This window comes from Psychrobacter sp. YP14 (genome assembly GCF_003209315.1).
Classification (GTDB): Bacteria; Pseudomonadota; Gammaproteobacteria; order Pseudomonadales; family Moraxellaceae; genus Psychrobacter; species Psychrobacter raelei.
On the sequence record NZ_CP029789.1, the window covers coordinates 1135196 to 1155048 of the forward strand.

Below are 19853 nucleotides of genomic sequence, written 5' to 3' on the forward strand. Positions count from 1 at the left end.
CAATACAGGGATGTTTGATGAGTGTATTAACCCAAGTTAATAAAAGCACGGCAGCTCAATCTAAAAAATACGCAGTGGCTGCAGCTATGCTACTGGCAATGAGCCTTTTAGGGCTGGCTAACCGCGCTGCTGCGGCTGAGTATTACAATTGCTCTAATCCCACGGGCTGTCAGCTGATAAAGAGTATTGAGCCAGAGGACAACCTGACCGCCACACAGTATCCTGTGGTATTGGCACATGGCTTGGGCGGTTTTAATAGCTTATTTGGTATCATTAATTACTTCAATGGCATTCCCGAGGCATTAATAGCAGGCGGTAGCGAGGTGTATGTCACCAAGACCTCGGCCATTCACGATGCTGAGTTTCGGGGTGAACAATTGCTACAGCAAGTACAAACCATCACCGCTGTTACCGGCAAACAAAAAGTGAATCTAGTGGGGCACAGCCTAGGCGGCATAGACATTCGCTATGTGGCTGCAGTAGCGCCAGAGTCTGTGGCTTCAGTGACTGCAGTCGCCAGCCCTGAACAGGGCTCAAAAATGGCCGATTGGCTATTAAATCTGGTGACCAACAGCAGTGCCAAAAGCGGCTACGCACCAGGTGAATACAATCTGCGGAGTCGGGCTTTAATTAACTTTCACAATGCTTTGGGACGCTTTTTAGATTACGGCTCAGGTATCAATCGCAAACAACTACAGCAGCAAGACGGGGTGCGCGCGGTTACCGGTTTGACCACAGACTATATGGCACACTACTACAATCGAAAATATCCTGCGGCCATGCCGAGTGAATACTGTGGTCAGCCGCCGGATAATTTTGTGGTTAATGATATTCCCTATTATTCCTTCTCAGGGGTGGGCACCATCACCAATGGTCTAGATCCGAGTGATTATCTGCTGTCGCTTACCGCATTGAGCTTTGGTAAAGATGATGCCAATGATGGGCTGGTATCGGCCTGCTCTAGCCGGATAGGCTATGTGATTCGAGATGATTATAAAATGAACCATTTAGACTCAGTCAATCAGATGTTTGGTCTGGTGGCTTGGGGTGAAGTAGATCCGATTTCGGTATATCGCGCCCAAATCAATCGATTAAAAAATAATGGCTTATAAAAATCAAACTGCTCCCGCTGTGTCTACAAGGTGCGACCCAATAAGTGGTAAAACCAAGCTATGAAAAATAAATCATGGATTAAAACGGCGTTTATTGTGCTTATTGTGGCCTGTGTGATAGGCGCTATTATCTTCTTAATACCAAGATTTAATACGTCTGATAAGCCGGCAGATACGGCAGCGACCCCCTCTAAGCGCTCCTCTTTAAACCATACTTTGCCAGTTCAGGCTGACAGTGAGGAGCAGATAATAGATTTGCCTTATCCTGAGGACCACTTTGTCACCGGTGTTGAGCGGCTGCCTAAGTCGCTACAAGGCACACAAGTCGATGGTGAGATTATTGTCACAAAAGAGGGGCAACTGGTAGCTACGCCGGGCCTACGTCGCCTTTTTGATTATTTTTTGTCGGCGCTTGGAGAGGAGGACAGTGCCACCATCGATGCTCGTGTTGAGGCATATATTAGCAGTCGTACGCCGCAGCCAGCCGCTGATGCTGCCATAGATACTTACTATCAATACCAGCAGTACCTTAAGCAGGTGGCGGCACTTGAGAGTCGCTTGACCAATCAGCAACAAGCAGCTAAAACATTGGAGGCGATGCAGGCAGGTGAGGTGGATCTTGCGCGTATTAAGCAGCAGCGACAACAGGTGCAAGCTTTGCGTCAGCAGATATTGGGCAAACCAGTTGCTCAGGCATTTTTTGCCGCCGATGATCAGGTGCAAGATTATAATATGGCCATGTTACAAATTGCCCAAGATAAGTCTTTGAGTATCGCTCAAAAGCAGCAAGCTCAGCAGGCCTATATTCAAAAACTACCTGAGTCAGCGACCAAGCAACAATTACAGCAGCAAAAGCAGATTGAACAGCTTATTAAGCAGACGCAGCAGATGAAGCAGCAAGGTGCCTCAGAGAAGCAAATATTTGAGATGCGCGCGAAGCTTGTGGGACCTCAAGCAGCTCAGCGTTTGGGTGCATTGGATAAAAAAAATCAAGACTTTGACCACAGATTTACTCAGTATCAGCAGCGCAAGCAGCAGATTTTGGCTACCAACAGCAGTGATAACAATAAACAGCAGCAAATTACTCAGCTTGAGCAGCAGCTATTTAGTGAGACAGAACAAAAGCGCTTAGTCGGCTATGAGGCTTACCGAGCATACCTTGATGACGGTCAACAGCCCTAGCTTACTAAGCGGCTTAACAATATTAATCTAAAAGGAAAGTAGTGCTCTAAAAGGACAGTAGCTCTCTAAAAAGGCGTGTTGTCTTTAGGCACAATTTGCCAAAAGATTAAGCTTAACAGTACGACTATCAATAAGATAACCAGCAGGCGTTTGGCCCAATAAGGCAACAGCGGCTTTTTATATCCCAAGTGTTGTAGATGGTTGTCTAATCCTGAGTTTAGCGCTTGCAGCTTAGGATTGTCTTTGATTTTTTGATTGGCAGCAGTATTGAGCTGGCTGGTGGTTTTTGAGACGGCCATCGGCTGTTTTTTGTTTTGTTTGGCACTAATGGCGGCCACATTTTTGTCTTGTTGCTGCTTGAGCTTTTGTTCATGCTCATCAATGATAACCTTGGCTTCACCCATGCCAATGCCTTGCTCTTCGGACAGCGTTTTTATGGCCATAACCAAGTTGTTTTTTTCAACCATTTGGGCGATGTGTTTGGGAAGTTTGGTAGACATAGTCAGTTCTCAAGGCATAATAAGGGCTTTTAGCACAGATAGTAACAAAAAAAGCACTCTAACTTAAGGTTAAAGTGCTTTTTTATATTCTATTTGCCAGTGTTATAACAGGCTTAATAGCAGATTATTTGTCTTTCCAGCGCTGAATGGCTTCTTTGATAACTTCTTTGGCTTCAGCCACATCGCCCCAAGATTCTACAACGGTAGTGCCTGCTTTTTTCAAATCTTTGTAGTGGCTAAAGTGGAACTCTAACTGCTCAATAAGACGTTTTGGTAGGTCCTCTAAGCTGTTGTAAGCGTTGCCGTTGTTACGGTCATCGGCAGGCACAACAACGATTTTGTCGTCTACTTCACCGTCATCAACAAACTTCATCACACCGATAACTTTGGCTTTTAAAAAGATACCTGTGGTTAGTGGCTGTTCAGTGATGATTAGTGCATCAAGCTCATCACCGTCTTCATCTAAAGTTTGTGGGATAAAACCATAGTTGCATGGCTTAGCAAAAATAGCTGGCTCAACACGGTCAAGTTCGAATACAGCCAATTCACGGTTCCATTCGATTTTGTGGTTGCTACCGGTTGGGATTTCAACAACAACGTTAATTTCGCCGCCGTCAACATCGCCTGCATCTAAAATCACGTTAAAATCTGCCATGTTTTTCTCCAAGATAGGCTCTAAAAAGAGCATTGATTTGTCATAGTTTTAAAAGTCATGCTGATTATAACAACTTTTACTTGATTGCCAAGTTATGACAATATTCCAAATAAACATTTGTCAGCGCAAGGTTTGTTATTTTAACACTTTTTGGTGGGCGAATAGATCAGGTTATGCACTGGTAAAACAGCGTGTGGCTTATAAATAAGACGGTCAGCTAGATAGTACAGTAGAATGCAGTGGCCCAAAACAACAAAAGCCCACTAAAAAAGTGAGCTTTTATCGGTTTACCAGTATTTACCAATATATGATATGGATATGGCAGACCTCAAGACAATACAAAACTAAAAAAGTTTAGATTTTATTTTCAACTTTGTCAGCAGTTTTAGTAACGCCTTCACCGGCTTTAGATACGTCTTGGCCTAGGCCTTTGAAAGTGTTACAACCAGATAGTACAACTAGAGCAGTTAAAGAGGCAAATGCTAACTTTTTCATAATAAGTCCTTAAAAGTTGAAAAAATAAATAATATAAATTCATCACTGTGTGCTAAGGATAGGTGTCTTCTGGATTAACTAGGTTAACCATCGAGTAGCGCTAACTATAAGTTAACACCAAATACTACGATAAAATACCTAACACTAGATGATCAGATAATAAAAACCTAGGTTTTACAGACATTTGTCGACTGAGAAAACGTTAAGTTTTAGAAACACAGCAGTTATCCTTAATTACATAATATATCAATTAGTCCAATAGCAACAACAGAGAAATGTGTGAAATTTATCTAAAACTGTCATAGAATTGTAAATTTCGATACACAGACGGACTATTTGTTTTTACTTCGTCTCATTTAAGGCAACATTTTATGACCATTCACATTGTGCTTGTGCACCCAAAAATTCCTAACAATACCGGCAGCGCCATCCGTTTGTGTGCCAACACCGGAGCTCAGCTGCACTTGGTTGAGCCATTAGGGTTTGATTTAGACGATAAGAAGCTACGCCGTGCAGGGCTTGACTATCATGAATACGCAGCCATGCAAGTGCACAAAAACTGGCAAGTGGCGAAAGAGGCGCTACAAGCAGCAGGCTGTCATAAGATGGTAGCATTGACCACTAAGCTGAGTCATCCGTTTTATGAGTATGATTTTGGCGATAGCAATGCGGCTGAGCATGAGAGTATTGCTTTGGTATTTGGTTCAGAGACGGCAGGCTTAGCTGATGACATCCGAGCAGACATTGGGGAGAGCAACTGGCTGCGTTTGCCCATGTTACCAGACTCTCGCAGCCTAAATCTGGCCAATAGTATCAGCATCTGCTTATATGAAGTATGGCGTCAAAAAGGCTTTTATGGCGATGAAGGGCGAAGCACCGGATACACCGAGCTGACCCCTTATGATCCTAAATAACCGGCAAGCATTATAAGCAATTGGGCGGCTTGGGTAGCCCTGCGATGCGATTGACATGGCGGGCAACCAAACCGGTATTAAATAACTGCTGCAGTAATTGATTGCTGATATTGTGCTCAGGCAAGGTTTTCATCAGATACTTAATTAAGGGGCGGGTGGTCGGCGGGTGGTTAAACTGAGTGTGAAAGTCTCGCACCTGCTGCAAAATCTGATAATGCTGCTCGGTCAATTTTACGGATAGCGTATCTGCTAGCTGCTGCGCAATCTGAGGGGTCCACTGGGTATGGTCAAGCAAATGCCCCTCTTCATCAAGACCCAGATAGGCTAGGTCCTCTGAGGTGACAGCAGCAGTCTGTGAAGCGGGGCTGGTAGAAGATGAATTCATGGCTTGACTCATAATTTAACGGCTTAAGGGAATACACATTATGGGATAGATTGTCTTATGAGATAGAATAAATCGTCTTACGGGATAGAATAGATCATCGCATCCCACTAACTGAGTGAATTTAACGTTACCACGCGATCTACTTCTTGGGTTAATGCCACCCACTGCGCATCACTAATGACGTGTACTTTACTCACATCCAAATTGACCCGTGCGGTCTCATTAAGATGAGCCAAATCATCGGCCAGAACATAGAGCGCATGGATGTTTTCAATACGATATTCAGACTCATCATCACCGTTTAGCTCATTGATATACACTTGCAGCCAAGGCAGATAACCTGAAGTTTCAGCCAATAATAATAGACTGTCACCGCCGTGCCATAAGGGAGCCAGCTCTTTGACGGTGGCTTTAAGGGTATTCATTGGGGCCTGTAATTGAAACAAAGTGGACATGGTTTGGCTCTTATAATTTGGGAAAACACTGATGCGGATACAGGTTAAAAAGATAGAATCTGCTGAAAATTATTGGCGTCAAAATCTTCTGGAATGAAGTCGACTTGCTGCGCAACATCACCAGGCAACATGCCAAAGATCCAACTGCTAAACACATCGTCAGGTAGCCAAGCGGGCGCAATATCATACAAATCTAGTGATTTAATCATGCCATGTAAGCGGCTCTCAGGCTGCATTAATAAGCCAAACACAGAGCTGCTTAGCATCAATTGTACGTCTTGTCCGAAGCTTGCTAGAGTTAGGGCTAGGGCGCACCCTTCATAAGTAGCGGTTTCGGTGGCGGTGGTTAAACGAATAAGTAATGACACAGAACTTCCTTTTTTAATCTATCTTTAAAAACGAATGACCTTGGTGGCTAAGGCCATTTGCTCAGCCAGCTCCCCAAGTCCCACCAGCTCAAACCCAGCTGCTAAGTTATTGGTCTGTAGTCTGTGACGCGCAGCATTGTCCTCATCGGTTACGCCGCGGGTTAAGGCGGTACTCACACACACGGGTAATCTTTGCTGGTACGCGGCGCTAAACTGGCTCCAAAGCTGGGTTAAATCGGCTCTATCTGCACTCTGCCAACGTAGCGCATTGGCCGTATTGGCTGCATCTGCATAAAAGAAAATGGCCAACTTAGCAGGCGACACAGTATCCGCTTCTTGAGTATGCTGCATAAAGGCTTTGGCATAACGATAAGCATGCCACGCAAGCGGCTGGCTTGGGTCGGCGGTAATCAGTAATAACGTCGTTGTCGTCATAAAAGTATCAGCTTGTACAATAAAAAAGGGCGCATTTGGCGTTAATTATACATGATTTGAGCATGTTATAAGGACGCAAAGCCAACAAATAAGCTGCATAACTAGGTTAAGCTAAAACCTAGTCTGTCATTAAACTGTGATTTTACCGCCATAAAAGTGTCAACTATTTGTTTTACAGTAAGGCTATAGTCCCAAATTAGCAATCTAGCAGGAGGCCACATGCTAAATCATAACATGGACACCCGAGCAGCACCCCTTGTCGCTGACTATGGCTTTGATAGCTTATTGGCCAATTTAGCGTTAACTTTTGATAAGCAATATACTTTGACGGACGTCACTGCTTATTCAAAGCCACTACACATCTTACTGGTGACCGAGACTTGGACACCAGATATCAATGGTGTGGCGATGAGTTTGGGACGTTTAATGCAGCAAATCTCTCTACAAGGTCATCAGGTGAGCCTCATCCGGCCCAAACCCAAATCAAGTTCTGTCGATATGCCCATTCAAGGTCTTGGCACCCAAAACCTAGGGGAACAAAGCCGTAGTTTGGTGCTTAGCCATGATGTGCAGGTAAAAGGCATGGCGATACCTAAATATGCTAATTTGCAATTTGGGTTGCCGGTATATTTCACCATAAAAAAACAGCTCAAACGCATTGCTCCTGATGTGGTACATATTGCCACCGAAGGGCCTCTAGGATGGGCGGCGCTCATGGCTGCAAAGTCGCTTAATATTCCTGTTACCACCGGCTATCATACTCAGTTTCATGACTTTAGCCGGCACTTTGGACTTGGCCTACTGGCAGGGCCCATCATGGCCTACTTTAAATGGTTTCATAATGCCTCAAAAGCCACTTGTGTGCCGAGTAAAAAGACGCTGCATGACTTACAAAATCTAGGATTTAAGCGGCTGGTGGAAGTAGGTCGCGGCGTAGATTTAAAGTGGTTTAACCCCAGGCATCGCAGTGACGCACTTAGAGCACAGTGGGGGGCGCACACTCATCACACGGTACTGATTATGGTGAGCCGTTTGTCGCCTGAAAAGCAGATAGACTGGGTAATAGATGCGTTTAAGGCGCTACAGCAGCAACAGCTACATCGAGCGGTTAAGTTGATAATAGTGGGAGATGGGCCAGATAGAGATCGACTACAGGCAATGGCGGCCAACAACAAAGAGGATATTATCTTTGCGGGCACGCAGACTGGGCAGGCTTTGGCTGAGCATTATGCCAGCGCCGATGCCTTTGTGTTTGCAAGCCAAGTTGAAACCTTTGGTAATGTGGTGGTAGAGGCGATGGCCAGTGGCCTGCCGGTGTATGCCTTTAATGATGCAGCCGCTGGTATGCTGGTCACCCCCGATAGTGGCCGGCTTGTGACGTTAGGTGATAAAGTAGGGTTTATTACTGCCATCTCGCAGCTGCCAAAAATGCAGTGTTTAAAAGAGCAGGGAAGTCATGCGCGAAAGAGTGTGGCTCAGTGCTCTTGGCAGCGCCCCTCTGAGAAAATGCTGACCATGTTTTATCAAGCCTTGGTACCGAAGGCTACTATAAATAGTTAGACTAAAACAGTTAGACTAGACTATAGGCGCTTATGGCTGGTAAAACGAGATGTACACACAGAGTGATGAAATAGATGAGTATTTTTTACAAAATAAAGTAAACTCAATGACTTAAAATATGATAATTAGTTTTTATACTTTTTTAATGCGCCATAACCTAATAAGGGGATAAGCGGTGAAATCTAACCAAGCAAAGCCTTCTTTGGTGCGCCAACTGCCGCCAAACATTGCGCCGAGTCCTGTGTTCACCTTATGTTCACGCAGTCCAGCACTGGCCGTTTATGTCAATCAGCTTATATCATGGGACACCACAGTGTGTATCCATATCAACCGCTATTCTACCAATTATGCTGTGGCCATCGTCTTTAAATCTATTAGCAGATTAGGAGATGGGTGGTTTTGGTATGCGATGATGCTGGCGGCTTTGGTTGTTTATGGTCAACAGGCTTTTTTGCCGATTATAACCACTTTACTCATTAGCCTGATTGGGCTTGCGGTATATAAAGTATTAAAAATAAAAACGGTACGCCCCAGACCCTATCAAGTACATCAGGTGATAGTGCTCGGTGAGCGGCCATTAGATGTGTTTAGCTTTCCCTCAGGACACACCTTACAAGCGGTGCTGTTTAGCGCAACTTTAGGCAGTTATTTTCCTCAGCTGCTGCCTGTCATGATGCTTTTTGCATTATTGGTGGCCTTATCGCGTATGGTGCTTGGCCTGCATTATCCTACCGATGTGCTGATTGGCGGTGCCATAGGCTATAGCTTATCTTTATGGGCACCTGATATGCAAAAGATGGTGGAGCACAGCCTGCTACTGCTGTAAGTAACCTTTGCTGTAAGTAACCTTTGCTGTAAGTAACCTTTTATCTTACGCTGAAATGAGGCTATTAGATATGAGAATTTTTGCTATAAGGATATAAAAATTTAACACGAACAGTTATCTTCTAACCGCTTTTTATGTGGTAGGCTAATAGCACACTAGCACTTTTAAGGAGCCGTGCCCTATCATGCCCTCTGACCGTAGCCTCATTGACCAATTAACTCAAAACGTCCTTTCACTAAGCGCCCAGCACATAACCCAAGAGCACATTCAAGCACTTAAGATGGCCAGTCCTTTTGCTTATCAAATCTGGAAAAACAAGCCGGCTATTTGCCAAAACTTTTTGACCAGTTATCCTTTAGGTGAGCTGCTGACTCGCCAGCAAATCTGTGATTTGATTGATGATTACACCTTAGACGATGGGTTAGAGGGCGAGCTTAAGCGGGCCGATGAAGCCGGCGTCATGAAAGGTCTGCGCCGCTTGCGTGAGCTATTGATGCTGCGCTGGATTTGGCAGGACGCTTTGGGTCTCATTGCGCTTGAACAGCTGACCGGTGAGCTATCAGATTTTGCGGATAATTGTCTGATATTCGTTAAAGAGTATGTTTGGGAGCAATTGGTTGCGCGCTATGGCCGGCCCACATATATTGATGAAAAAGGGCAGCGTCAGTTCGATGACATGGCCATCTTTGCCATGGGTAAGCTTGGGGCGCAAGAGCTGAATCTATCTAGTGATATCGACTTAATCTTCGTACACCGTGCCCGCGGTGAAACCGATGGTGATAAATCCAAAGGCACCAAAAGTATAGATAATAAGCGCTTTATGATTCGCTTGGGTCAAAGCATTATTAAGATCTTAGATACTTGCACGGCAGAAGGCTTCGTGTTCCGAGTCGATATGCGCCTACGCCCTTGGGGTGAGGGCAGTGACTTGGCCATTCACTTATCGGCTTTAGAGAAGTACTTTGCTGCTCATGGCCGCGCATGGGAGCGGTTTGCGTGGCTAAAAGCGCGGGTGATTAATGAGGTTGACGATAGGTTTAATAGTCAATTAGAGAGCATCATTAAGCCGTTTGTGTTTCGCTATTATGTCGATTACAGTGCCTTTGCTGCACTGCGTGAAATGAAGTCTTTAATTCAAAATCAAGTGGCGCAGCGAGAGGACTTAGACAATGTTAAGCTCGGTGCCGGCGGCATTCGAGACATAGAGTTTGTGGTACAGGCTTTCCAATTAATATATGGCGGTCGTCACAGTCAGCTTGAGGTCAAGTCCTGCCTCAAAGCGATGCAGGCTTTAAACGAATTTGATTTCATCGATGATGATACTTACCACAATCTAGAGGCCGCTTATCGTTTTTTTCGCCGCGTTGAGCATGGTATTCAGGCCATTCATGACCAGCAAACTCAAAAGCTGCCGCACAATCCAGAATGCCAGCACAATTTGGCGCTCACCTTAGGCTTTGATAATTGGGATGCTTTTTTACAGCGTCTAAATGAGCATCGCCGCAATGTGCATCTCCCCTTTGATCGTATGGTGACTGAGCGCCAGACGCCTACCAATACCGCTGTTGCCTCCAGTGATGAGCTGCAAAGCTTAGATGAGGTGCTTAACGAGGATAACAAGGCCAAGCTTGAGCAGTTTTGGTCAAGCAAAATGGTGGCCAATCTATCTGAGGAGGCCAAACAGCGATTAGATGCCGCTTATCCTGTATTGGTGCATGCGTTACTAATTCATGAAGCCAAGCAGGGCTTAGCCAATGTGGCATTACCCAGACTTATCGACTTATTAGAGGCCATCTGTCGCCGCTCTATATATCTAGTGATGCTCGCTGAAAACCCAGATGCCACAGTTAATCTGATTCCCATGCTCTCGGCAAGCCCTTGGATTGCTGGCGAGTTGACCCGCTATCCGGTCTTGCTTGATTCATTCTTGCAGCAGCGCTACCGCCACCTGCCGGACAAAGAGGAGCTTGCCAATATCCTGCGTCAGCGCCTTTTGCGCGTTGAGCCTAATGATGAGGAGATGCTACTAAACGTGCTTAGATTGTTCAAAAACAATCAGGTGCTGGCTGTAGCCGCCAGTGATGTGCTGGCCGAACGCCCGATTATGAAGGTGTCTGACTCCTTGACTTATATTGCTGAGGTGGTGCTTGAATTCACCTTAGAGCGTGCCTTCTCAGAGCTGGTCAAGCGTCATGGCTATCCGATCAATATGCAAGGCGAGTCAGTAACCGAAGCGCACAACGGCTTTGCGATTATTGGTTATGGCAAGCTTGGTGGGATAGAGATGTCGTATACCTCAGATCTTGATTTGGTATTTATTCACCAGATTAATGAGCAAGCAATGACCACAGGGCTTAAACCGGTTAGCGGCATGAAGTTTACCGCGCGTTTGGCCCAGAAGCTGATGACCTATCTCAATACCCAAACCCGAGATGGGCGTGCTTATGAGATTGACATGCGACTGCGACCTTCGGGTAATGCTGGCATGATGGTAGTCTCAAGCCGCTCCTTTGAGCGCTATCAATTAGAAAAAGCTTGGGTCTGGGAGCATCAAGCCTTAGTACGGGCGCGCGCCATTTGTGGTGACAGTCGGGTGATACAGGCCTTTAATCATACTCGCAAACAGGTGCTCACGCGCAAATGTGATATTGCCGACTTAAAACAGCACGTGATTGAAATGCGCGGCAAAATGAAAGACCATTTGGGCAGCAACCCCTTAGCTCAGCAGCAAGGTGAGTTTCATTTAAAACAAGATGCAGGCGGTATTGTCGATATTGAGTTTATGGCGCAATATGGCGTATTGGCCCATGCCCATGACCACCCAGAGCTGGCGCAGTGGAGCGATAATGTCAGAATTTTTGAAAGCTTAGCGGCCGCTGGAGTGTGGGATGCTGAGACCTGTGAGGGACTTACTAAAGCCTATCTTCTACTGCGCGCCGCGATGCATCAGCTGGCGCTTGCTAACGAATCGGTGGTGGTAGATGCAGCGGTCTGGAATGAGACACGCGAGTATGTCATCTCTAAATGGAATGAGATAGTGGTGTAGCCTAGGACTCAATATAACCAAATCAAATGCGCTACAAAACTAAAAATTGATAGTCAATTTAGGCCGCAGTGATATACTAAAATGATTGACCTCTCCTAAATATGCTGTTTATTATAAGGGGAGATCATGCAGGCTCGATTGACGATTATTGGCGTAAAGGGAACAATATTATGAGTATGGCAACAACGGAAGGCAAGCTTTGGCTAAACGGTGAAATGGTCAATCAGCCTGATGCCAAAGTGCATGTGTTAACGCACAGTTTGCATTATGGTATGGCAGTATTTGAAGGGGTGCGTGCTTATCAAACAGAAGATGGTCGTACTGCAATCTTTAGATTAGAAGATCACACCGATCGCCTAATGGGCTCTGCCAAAATCTTTCAATTAAATGTCCCCTTTGATAAAGCCACTTTGAATCAAGCCCAAAAAGAGGTCGTTAAACAAAATGGCTTTGAGTCGGCCTATATTCGTCCGCTTATCTGGGTGGGCGCTGAAAAACTAGGACTCTCCTCACGAGATAATAGTATCAATGCCATGGTTGCCGCTTGGAAATGGGGCGCTTATTTGGGTGAGGAGGGCATCCAAAAAGGAATCCGGGTTAAAACCTCATCCTACACCCACCATATGACCAACGTCACCATGTGTAAGGCCAAAGCAGCGAGCAACTATCCAGTGTCTATTATGGCCAACCAAGAGGTGACTCGCAACGGCTATGACGAAGCCATCTTGATGGACTCTCAAGGCTATGTGTGCCAAGGTTCAGGCGAAAACTTATTTATGGTAAAAAATGGCGAGCTACATACGCCAGATTTGGCAGGTGGGGCATTAGATGGGATTACCCGCCGTACGATGATTCAGTTCGCTGAGGATTTAGGCATTAAAGTGGTCGAACGCCGTATTACTCGCGATGAGTTTTATTTAGCCGATGAGGTGTTTATGACCGGTACTGCCGCTGAAGTGACGCCCATCCGTGAATACGATGATCGCACCATTGGTAATGGCGGACGCGGTGACATCACACAAAAGCTGCAGAGCTTATATTTTGATGTGGTACATGGCCGCAATGAGCAGTACATGGATTGGCTGAGCTTTGTTGATTAATTAAGCGGTATAGCTGTTATGCTCTAAGCCCTTATTTTAGGGATGCCTTAAATATAAAAAAATCCGGACATGATGTTCGGATTTTTTTATGTGAAGTGTCCGTAGTTATTTTTTAAAATAACCACGATACCAATTAGCGAAGTGTTTGATACCCTCAGCCAACTCTGTATTGGGGGTAAAGCCGGTTAATTGGGTTAATGAGCTGGAGTCGGCGTAAGTCGAAGCCACATCACCAGGCTGCATATCCATCATAATCTTCTGTGCTTCTGTGCCAAATTCTGCCTCTAATGTACGAATAAACGCCATCAAGTTTACCGGTGAGTTATTGCCAATATTATAGAGGCGATAAGGGGCAGAAGAGGTTTCTGGACTCGGATGTCGGGGGTCAAAGGTTGGTGCACCCACATCTTTGCTACCGGCCGGAGTATCTAAAATCGCCAAAATACCCTCGGCAATATCACCAACATAGGTAAAGTCGCGGCTCATATCACCATGGTTGAATACTTTGATAGGGCGGTTATTAGAGATGGCATCAGCGAACAACATCGGCGCCATATCAGGGCGTCCCCAAGGACCATAAACGGTGAAAAATCTTAAACCAGTACAACGAATACCAAACAGATGCGCATAAGTGTGTGCCATCATCTCATTCGACTTTTTGGTGGCAGCGTATAAAGAAACAGGATGATCAGTGTGATCTGAGGTCTTAAATGGTTGTGATTGGTTTAGACCATAAACCGAGGAGCTTGAAGCAAAGCATAAGTTATCTACGTTATGCTGGCGGCAACCTTCTAATATATTCAAAAACCCAACCACATTGGTTTCAACGTACACATGTGGGTTCTCGATAGAGTAGCGAACACCCGCTTGTGCGGCTAAGTGACACACCGCATCGAACTGATGTTCGGCAAACAAGCTCTCCATCGCTGCACGATCTGCAATATCTAGCTTAATAAATTCAAAATTAGCAGAAGAGGTGCTATCACGGCTTGAATGATCAGCGGTCATCGTTTCAGCGTCTAAAGTCACCCCCAGCTCGCTTAATCTGGCCATTTTTAACGAGACATCATAATAATCGTTTAGGTTGTCCACGCCAATAATCTGATCGCCGCGTGCCAATAGTTTTTGGCACACATGAAAACCAATAAATCCTGCTGCGCCTGTTACTAGTATTTTCATGCACTTATATCCGTAGGTTTCTTCGAGCTTAATAAATTAACTTACAATGAATTTAGTACTTTTAAGTGTATTTTTTAAGAGCACTAGGTCGAACTTTTAAAATCTATAGCATAGCTTGTGGGTGAGGATAATAACAAATAACCTGCTTTAAGCATATGATGCGACTTACAATTTCTATAACTTCTGTCATAGCGATGATATCTGAGAAAAGTATTTATAAATTACGCATAAATTCAGCATCTTAACTATATAACCTTACCAGCTTTATTGTTATTATTACTTGCTTAGAATTTTCAATAAATCAAAAGTTATTAGTACTATAAAATTTAATTAACTTTGCTAAGTTGTTACAATACCTATTACTTCTATTTAAGGCATACATTGAGTCTATGAAAATACTGATTACTGGCGGTGCAGGCTTCATTGGTTCTGCGGTTGTCCGTCATATTATAAGCTGCACCGAAGATGAAGTGTTAAATATTGATAAGCTGACTTATGCAGGAAACCTAGAGTCATTAACGTCTGTTGAGGATAGCGCTAGATATCAATTTAAACGAATAGATATCTGTGATAGAGCCGCTGTTGAGCAGGTATTTGAAAGTTTTCAGCCAGATGCTGTCATGCATTTAGCCGCAGAATCTCATGTCGACCGCTCTATTGATGGACCTGCAGAATTTATTCATACCAACATTATTGGTACTTATACGTTATTGGAGGTTGCTCGTCAGTATTGGCAATCTCTTAATGAGCACAATAAGCAGAGCTTTCGGTTTCATCATGTCTCAACAGATGAGGTCTATGGTGACTTAGAAAATACTTCTGATTTATTTACCGAAACCACAGCTTATGCTCCAAGCTCGCCTTATTCAGCCTCTAAGGCCAGCTCAGATCATTTGGTGAGAGCGTGGCATCGTACTTATGGTCTACCAGTTGTTATTACCAATTGCTCTAATAATTATGGCCCCTATCACTTTCCTGAAAAGCTAATACCGCTAGTTATATTAAATGCACTTGAGGGTAAGGCGTTGCCTGTATATGGTAAAGGCAATCAAATCCGTGACTGGCTTTATGTAGAAGACCATGCGCGTGCTTTATATAAAGTGATTACAGAGGGTTTGACAGGTGAGACTTACAATATTGGTGGTCATAATGAGAAGCAAAATATTGACGTGGTTAAGACCATTTGTCAGATATTAGATGAGCTACAACCACAGGCGAATGGTCAGTCTTATGAGTCTCTTATTACTTTTGTTAAAGACCGCCCAGGCCATGATCTCCGTTACGCCATTGATGCTCGTAAAATATACAATAAACTTGGTTGGCAGCCCGAGGAGAGCTTTGAGTCTGGCATACGTAAGACAGTACAATGGTATTTGGCAAATCTAGACTGGTGTCGACGTGTACAAGACGGTAGTTATCAACGTGAAAGACTGGGAGTACAGCCAGAATGAGTAAAAATATGAATACTAAGGGTATTATTCTTGCAGGTGGCTCAGGCACTCGCTTGTATCCGATTACTAAAGGCGTGTCTAAACAGCTACTGCCCATCTATGATAAACCGATGATTTATTATCCTTTATCTGTGCTTATGCTGGCAGGTATCCAAGATATTTTAGTCATTAGCACCCCAGAAGATATCGATGGCTTTAAGCGTCTGCTGGGTGATGGCAGTCAGTTGGGTATTGATATTGACTACGCGGTTCAGCCAAGTCCTGATGGATTGGCACAGGCGTTTTTGATTGGTGAAGACTTTATTGGTGATAGTAATGTCTGCTTGGTTTTGGGTGATAATATCTTTTATGGTCAAGGCTTTACGCCAATGTTAAAAAAAGCAGTAGAGCGTCCAACCGGCGCGACTGTTTTTGGTTATCAAGTGAAAGATCCTGAGCGCTTTGGTGTGGTTGAGTTTGATGATAATCAGCGAGCCATCTCATTAGAAGAAAAGCCGGCTCAGCCAAAATCCAATTTTGCCGTCACTGGGTTATATTTTTATGACAATGATGTGGTTGAGATGGCCAAACAAGTACAGCCCTCAGAGCGAGGTGAGCTTGAGATTACCAGTATCAATCAAATGTACTTACAGCGTGGTGACTTGAATGTGGAGTTACTAGGGCGAGGTTTTGCCTGGCTAGATACCGGTACTCACGAAAGCTTACTGGAAGCGGGTATGTTTGTTGAGACGATCGAGAAGCGCCAAGGTTATAAAGTAGCTTGCTTAGAGGAGATTGCCTTTAATAATGGGTGGTTGTCAGCGCAGCAGGTACAAGAGCAAGGCGCGAAGTTAAGTAAAAACAGTTATGGACAGTATTTATTAGCGCTGGCAGAAGGCAGATTATGAGTTTGGTTCATTGGATAGATTTGCCAGTATTAGGTGATGATAGAGGCTCATTGGTAGCCATTGAAGCCTCAGATACCATCCCGTTCGAAGTTCAGCGGGTGTACTATATTTTTAATACCAAGTCAGGTGTTGCGCGTGGTTTTCATGCGCATCATCAATTGCAGCAGCTTGCGGTGTGTGTGTCTGGTAAATGCCGTATGGTACTTGATGATGGGCAAACCAAAGAAGAGGCGTGGCTTGACTCTCCTGATAAGGGACTGTTAATAGGCGATATGATCTGGCGTGAGATGCATGATTTTAGTGATGATTGTGTGTTACTGGTATTGGCCAGTGAGCATTATGATGAGTCAGACTATATTCGTGATTATGATGAGTTTTTGAAGGTGGTCAAGCAATGAGTTTCTTCATTCATGAAAAAGCGGATGTGGCTTCAGTCGATATCGGTGAGAACACCAGAGTCTGGCAGTTTGTGGTCATTTTAAAAGGTGCAATCATTGGCAGAAACTGTAATATTTGTGCGCATACGTTGATTGAAGATGATGTGATTATTGGAGATAACGTCACTGTAAAATCGGGTGTGTATGTCTGGTCTGGAACCCGAATAGAAGACGATGTTTTTTTGGGCCCAAATGCGACATTAACTAATGATCTTATGCCTCGATCTAAGCAATACCCTGATGAATTTTCAGGAATTACTTTGAAAAAAGGGGCGAGCATAGGTGCAAATGCCACAATACTCCCTGGTATAACTATAGGTGAAAAGGCGATGGTGGGTGCCGGTGCGGTTGTAACCAAAGATGTTCCCGCTAATGCTGTTGTGGTAGGTAATCCAGCAAAAATTATAAGGTATTTAAAATGATTCCTTTTTTAGATCTTAAAGCAGTAAATCAGCAATACAGAGATGAGCTGGTTGCGGCAGCTACGCGAGTGATTGATTCAGGTTGGTATATTGGTGGTAATGAATTAAGCCGCTTTGAAGATAGCTTTGCCACCTACTGCGGGACCAAACACTGCATTGGTGTGGCAAATGGCTTAGATGCACTAATTTTGACCCTTAAAGCTTGGATGCTTATGGGCAAGCTGCAAGAAGGGGATGAGGTCATCGTACCCACCAATACCTATATCGCTAGCATATTGGCTATAAGTGCAAATCACTTGACACCTGTGCTGGTGGAGCCTGATGTTGTAACGTGTAACTTAAGCCCTGAAAAGGTACAGGCAGCCATCACTGATAAAACTAAGGCTATTTTGCCGGTGCATCTATACGGACAATTAGCAGATATGCCTAATATTATGGCACTTGCTAAGCAACACAATTTATTGGTACTAGAGGATGCTGCACAAGCACACGGTGCCAGCTTAAATGGTACCAAGGCTGGAAATTTTGGCAATGCAGCAGGGTTTAGTTTTTATCCTGGCAAGAATTTAGGTGCCTTAGGGGATGCTGGGGCAATAACCACAAATGATGATGAGCTGGCACAGACTTTAAGAGCTCTACGTAATTATGGCTCACATGAAAAATATAAAAATCTATTTCAGGGTGTCAATAGTCGTTTAGATGACATCCAAGCGGCTATGCTAAGCGTCAAGCTTGGTTATCTAGATAGTGAGATAGCGCATAGACGTGCAGTAGCCAAAGTCTACTTAGATGGCATTCATAATCCAGCGATAACCTTGCCCGCCTATTATAGTGAGTCTCATGTGTGGCATGTGTTCGTAATTCGCTGTGACGATAGAGATAACTTGCAAAGATATCTGGCAGATAACGGGGTGCAGACGTTGATCCATTATCCAATTGCACCGCACAAGCAGCAGGCCTATCAGCAGTGGAATCATATCAGTTACCCAATAAGTGAAGCGATTCACCAGCAAGTACTTAGCTTACCGATGAGTCCAGTTCTGTCTATGGATGATGCTCAAAAAGTCGTTGAGCTTTGTAATGCGTATCGTTCATAGTTCACAAAACCATAGTTGACGAATTTGTGCGGTGCACTTATGAAACTGGGAGGAGAGGTGCAGATAGTGAAACAGAGCTTAGCCGGTGGTAGAAGTGGTGTATCCCAACATCTAAAAGAGCTTGAGTTTAGGTTAAAGCATAAGCGACTTGAGAAGCGGTCTGTTGAAGACATCAAAACGTATGTTTTGTTAAAAAAAGCAGAAACAAACAGTATCTCAAATAGCCCTAAATATAATAATCAATGTCATTATGAATGCAGCTATCAGCCGGTTGATATTAAACTTTACGAGTTAAGTGATGTTTATTGCAATATAGAATGCTCAAGCTTTGTTAGCGGTGATATTAAAAGTGTTTATATAGAAGAGTTTCCTTACATCTCTTGTCAAGACGCTAATTATAAATCAGGGTTTTTAGTACGTCATGATACAAAGAGTGCGTATATAAAAAACATAAGAAAAAATAGTGTTAGAGCTTTTAAAAGGGCGCTATTCTTAGGTGGCAATGGTTCATTTAATTTTTATCATTGGATGATAGAGATTGCCCCGAAGTTATTAGTATTAACAGATGAAGCGCTAACACAAAGAGCGGTCAACACCATCATAGTCAGTGAGTGTGTCCAAAAAAACGATAATTATCAGTGGATATTACAGCAGTGTCTAAAACATCTGCACGATATTGAAATTGTTTATGCTCAGCCTAAAGAGGTGCTCTTTGTTGAGCATCTATACTTTGTAAATACCTTTAACCAAACCATCTATAACTACCATAATTTCTTAGACGATTATCGTACCAGTACTATCTTCAATAAGGAGGTTGTCATTGACTTACGTCATCGTTTATCTAATGCCACTTTGCACTCTCCTGAACAACGGCTAGATAGCACTTCTCATAAAAAAATATTTATTTTGCGTAATGAAGATGCCGTAAGCAGTTATAACAAAAGAAGTTATAACCAAGATGAGGTATTTTCTTTTTTTGAAAAAGAAGGCTTCGTCGGGGTTTATCCTGATAAGCTTAGCCTCATTGAGCAGATCACTATGTTTCAAGAGGCAAGCTTTATTGTGGGGCCATCTGGTGCAGCTTGGTCTAACTTATTATTTGCACAAGAGGGTACAAAGGCGATCAGTTGGCTTCCTGAACAATTAAAATACTTTGATACATATTGTTCCTTAGCAAATATACTGGGTGTGGATATGCATTATTTACAGTATCAGGTGAAATGCGGTAAGGTGCATGGCTCTTATCGTTTAGACCTTCAGCAATTAATAGACTTGTATCAACAAATTCAGTAGTTGGTTTAATAGTGGCTAAAACCATTATAAATCACAGTTTTTATCACATTTAGG

Annotated in this window: 21 protein-coding genes; 13 read left to right on the forward strand and 8 right to left on the reverse strand. The window is 43.9% G+C overall.

Features of this window, described 5'->3' with window-relative positions:
* Positions 1-17: 17 nt before the first annotated feature.
* Positions 18-1112, forward strand: coding sequence for an esterase/lipase family protein (locus DLE54_RS04880; protein ID WP_110816441.1), 1095 nt, complete (start codon positions 18-20; stop codon positions 1110-1112).
* A 60-nt stretch (positions 1113-1172) separates the two neighbouring features.
* Positions 1173-2294: a lipase secretion chaperone gene (locus tag DLE54_RS04885; protein WP_110816442.1), complete on the forward strand. Its 1122-nt coding sequence runs from the start codon at positions 1173-1175 to the stop codon at positions 2292-2294.
* 65 nt (positions 2295-2359) lie between these two features.
* Here the strand turns inward: DLE54_RS04885 and DLE54_RS04890 are convergent, their stop codons facing one another.
* The 3 genes from DLE54_RS04890 to DLE54_RS04900 form a co-directional block, all read right to left on the reverse strand.
* Complete coding sequence (locus DLE54_RS04890) at positions 2360-2794, reverse strand: hypothetical protein (protein WP_011960240.1); 435 nt, start codon at positions 2792-2794, stop codon at positions 2360-2362.
* A gap of 124 nt (positions 2795-2918) precedes the next feature.
* A complete protein-coding gene (locus tag DLE54_RS04895; RefSeq protein ID WP_011960241.1) occupies positions 2919-3449 on the reverse strand; it encodes an inorganic diphosphatase in 531 nt (176 codons plus the stop codon).
* Between the two features lie 354 nt (positions 3450-3803).
* Positions 3804-3944, reverse strand: a complete 141-nt coding sequence (locus tag DLE54_RS04900; RefSeq protein ID WP_110816444.1) for an entericidin A/B family lipoprotein — start codon at positions 3942-3944, stop codon at positions 3804-3806.
* 371 nt (positions 3945-4315) lie between these two features.
* Between DLE54_RS04900 and DLE54_RS04905 the strand changes: the two genes are divergently transcribed.
* Positions 4316-4858, forward strand: a complete 543-nt coding sequence (locus DLE54_RS04905) for a tRNA (cytidine(34)-2'-O)-methyltransferase (RefSeq protein WP_011960243.1) — start codon at positions 4316-4318, stop codon at positions 4856-4858.
* Between the two features lie 10 nt (positions 4859-4868).
* Here DLE54_RS04905 and DLE54_RS04910 read toward each other — a convergent pair whose 3' ends face one another.
* From DLE54_RS04910 to tusD, 4 genes are all read right to left on the reverse strand, one after another.
* The gene (locus DLE54_RS04910; protein ID WP_011960244.1) at positions 4869-5255 is read right to left on the reverse strand and encodes a TusE/DsrC/DsvC family sulfur relay protein; all 387 of its coding nucleotides are present in this window, start codon (positions 5253-5255) and stop codon (positions 4869-4871) included.
* Positions 5256-5350: 95 nt separating this feature from the next.
* The gene (locus tag DLE54_RS04915) at positions 5351-5698 is read right to left on the reverse strand and encodes a hypothetical protein (protein ID WP_110816445.1); all 348 of its coding nucleotides are present in this window, start codon (positions 5696-5698) and stop codon (positions 5351-5353) included.
* 44 nt (positions 5699-5742) lie between these two features.
* Entirely contained in the window at positions 5743-6066 is a 324-nt protein-coding gene (locus tag DLE54_RS04920) for a hypothetical protein (protein WP_011960246.1), read from the reverse strand.
* Between the two features lie 24 nt (positions 6067-6090).
* A complete protein-coding gene (tusD, locus tag DLE54_RS04925; protein WP_110816446.1) occupies positions 6091-6501 on the reverse strand; it encodes a sulfurtransferase complex subunit TusD in 411 nt (136 codons plus the stop codon).
* 219 nt (positions 6502-6720) lie between these two features.
* On the opposite strand from tusD, the gene DLE54_RS04930 reads away from it, so the two are divergent.
* From DLE54_RS04930 to DLE54_RS04945, 4 genes are all read left to right on the forward strand, one after another.
* Positions 6721-8061, forward strand: a complete 1341-nt coding sequence (locus DLE54_RS04930; protein ID WP_227535545.1) for a glycosyltransferase family 4 protein — start codon at positions 6721-6723, stop codon at positions 8059-8061.
* Between the two features lie 241 nt (positions 8062-8302).
* Positions 8303-8887 (forward strand): phosphatase PAP2 family protein, encoded by a 585-nt coding sequence (locus DLE54_RS04935; RefSeq protein WP_413775373.1) that lies wholly within the window; start codon positions 8303-8305, stop codon positions 8885-8887.
* 184 nt (positions 8888-9071) lie between these two features.
* On the forward strand, positions 9072-11933 hold the full coding sequence (gene glnE, locus DLE54_RS04940; protein WP_110816447.1) for a bifunctional [glutamate--ammonia ligase]-adenylyl-L-tyrosine phosphorylase/[glutamate--ammonia-ligase] adenylyltransferase: 2862 nt from the start codon (positions 9072-9074) through the stop codon (positions 11931-11933).
* Between the two features lie 170 nt (positions 11934-12103).
* Positions 12104-13033, forward strand: coding sequence for a branched-chain amino acid transaminase (locus tag DLE54_RS04945; protein WP_011960251.1), 930 nt, complete (start codon positions 12104-12106; stop codon positions 13031-13033).
* Between the two features lie 105 nt (positions 13034-13138).
* Here DLE54_RS04945 and DLE54_RS04950 read toward each other — a convergent pair whose 3' ends face one another.
* On the reverse strand, positions 13139-14212 hold the full coding sequence (locus tag DLE54_RS04950) for an NAD-dependent epimerase (RefSeq protein WP_110816448.1): 1074 nt from the start codon (positions 14210-14212) through the stop codon (positions 13139-13141).
* Between the two features lie 389 nt (positions 14213-14601).
* Between DLE54_RS04950 and rfbB the strand changes: the two genes are divergently transcribed.
* From rfbB to DLE54_RS04980, 6 genes are read left to right on the forward strand one after another with little or no spacing between them, the layout of a single operon-like run.
* Positions 14602-15663 carry a dTDP-glucose 4,6-dehydratase gene (gene rfbB, locus DLE54_RS04955; protein ID WP_110816449.1) on the forward strand — a complete coding sequence of 354 codons (1062 nt, stop codon included), beginning with the start codon at positions 14602-14604 and terminating at the stop codon, positions 15661-15663.
* Between the two features lie 8 nt (positions 15664-15671).
* Positions 15672-16550 (forward strand): glucose-1-phosphate thymidylyltransferase RfbA, encoded by an 879-nt coding sequence (rfbA, locus tag DLE54_RS04960; protein ID WP_110817309.1) that lies wholly within the window; start codon positions 15672-15674, stop codon positions 16548-16550.
* Entirely contained in the window at positions 16547-16948 is a 402-nt protein-coding gene (locus DLE54_RS04965; protein ID WP_110816450.1) for a sugar 3,4-ketoisomerase, read from the forward strand. Before rfbA ends, DLE54_RS04965 begins: the two co-directional genes overlap by 4 nt.
* Entirely contained in the window at positions 16945-17409 is a 465-nt protein-coding gene (locus DLE54_RS12195) for an acyltransferase (protein WP_110816451.1), read from the forward strand. The genes DLE54_RS04965 and DLE54_RS12195 overlap by 4 nt, the downstream gene beginning before the upstream one ends.
* On the forward strand, positions 17406-18506 hold the full coding sequence (locus DLE54_RS04975; RefSeq protein WP_110816452.1) for a DegT/DnrJ/EryC1/StrS family aminotransferase: 1101 nt from the start codon (positions 17406-17408) through the stop codon (positions 18504-18506). The genes DLE54_RS12195 and DLE54_RS04975 overlap by 4 nt, the downstream gene beginning before the upstream one ends.
* 39 nt (positions 18507-18545) lie before the next feature.
* On the forward strand, positions 18546-19799 hold the full coding sequence (locus DLE54_RS04980) for a glycosyltransferase family 61 protein (protein WP_110816453.1): 1254 nt from the start codon (positions 18546-18548) through the stop codon (positions 19797-19799).
* The last annotated feature ends 54 nt before the right edge of the window (positions 19800-19853 follow it).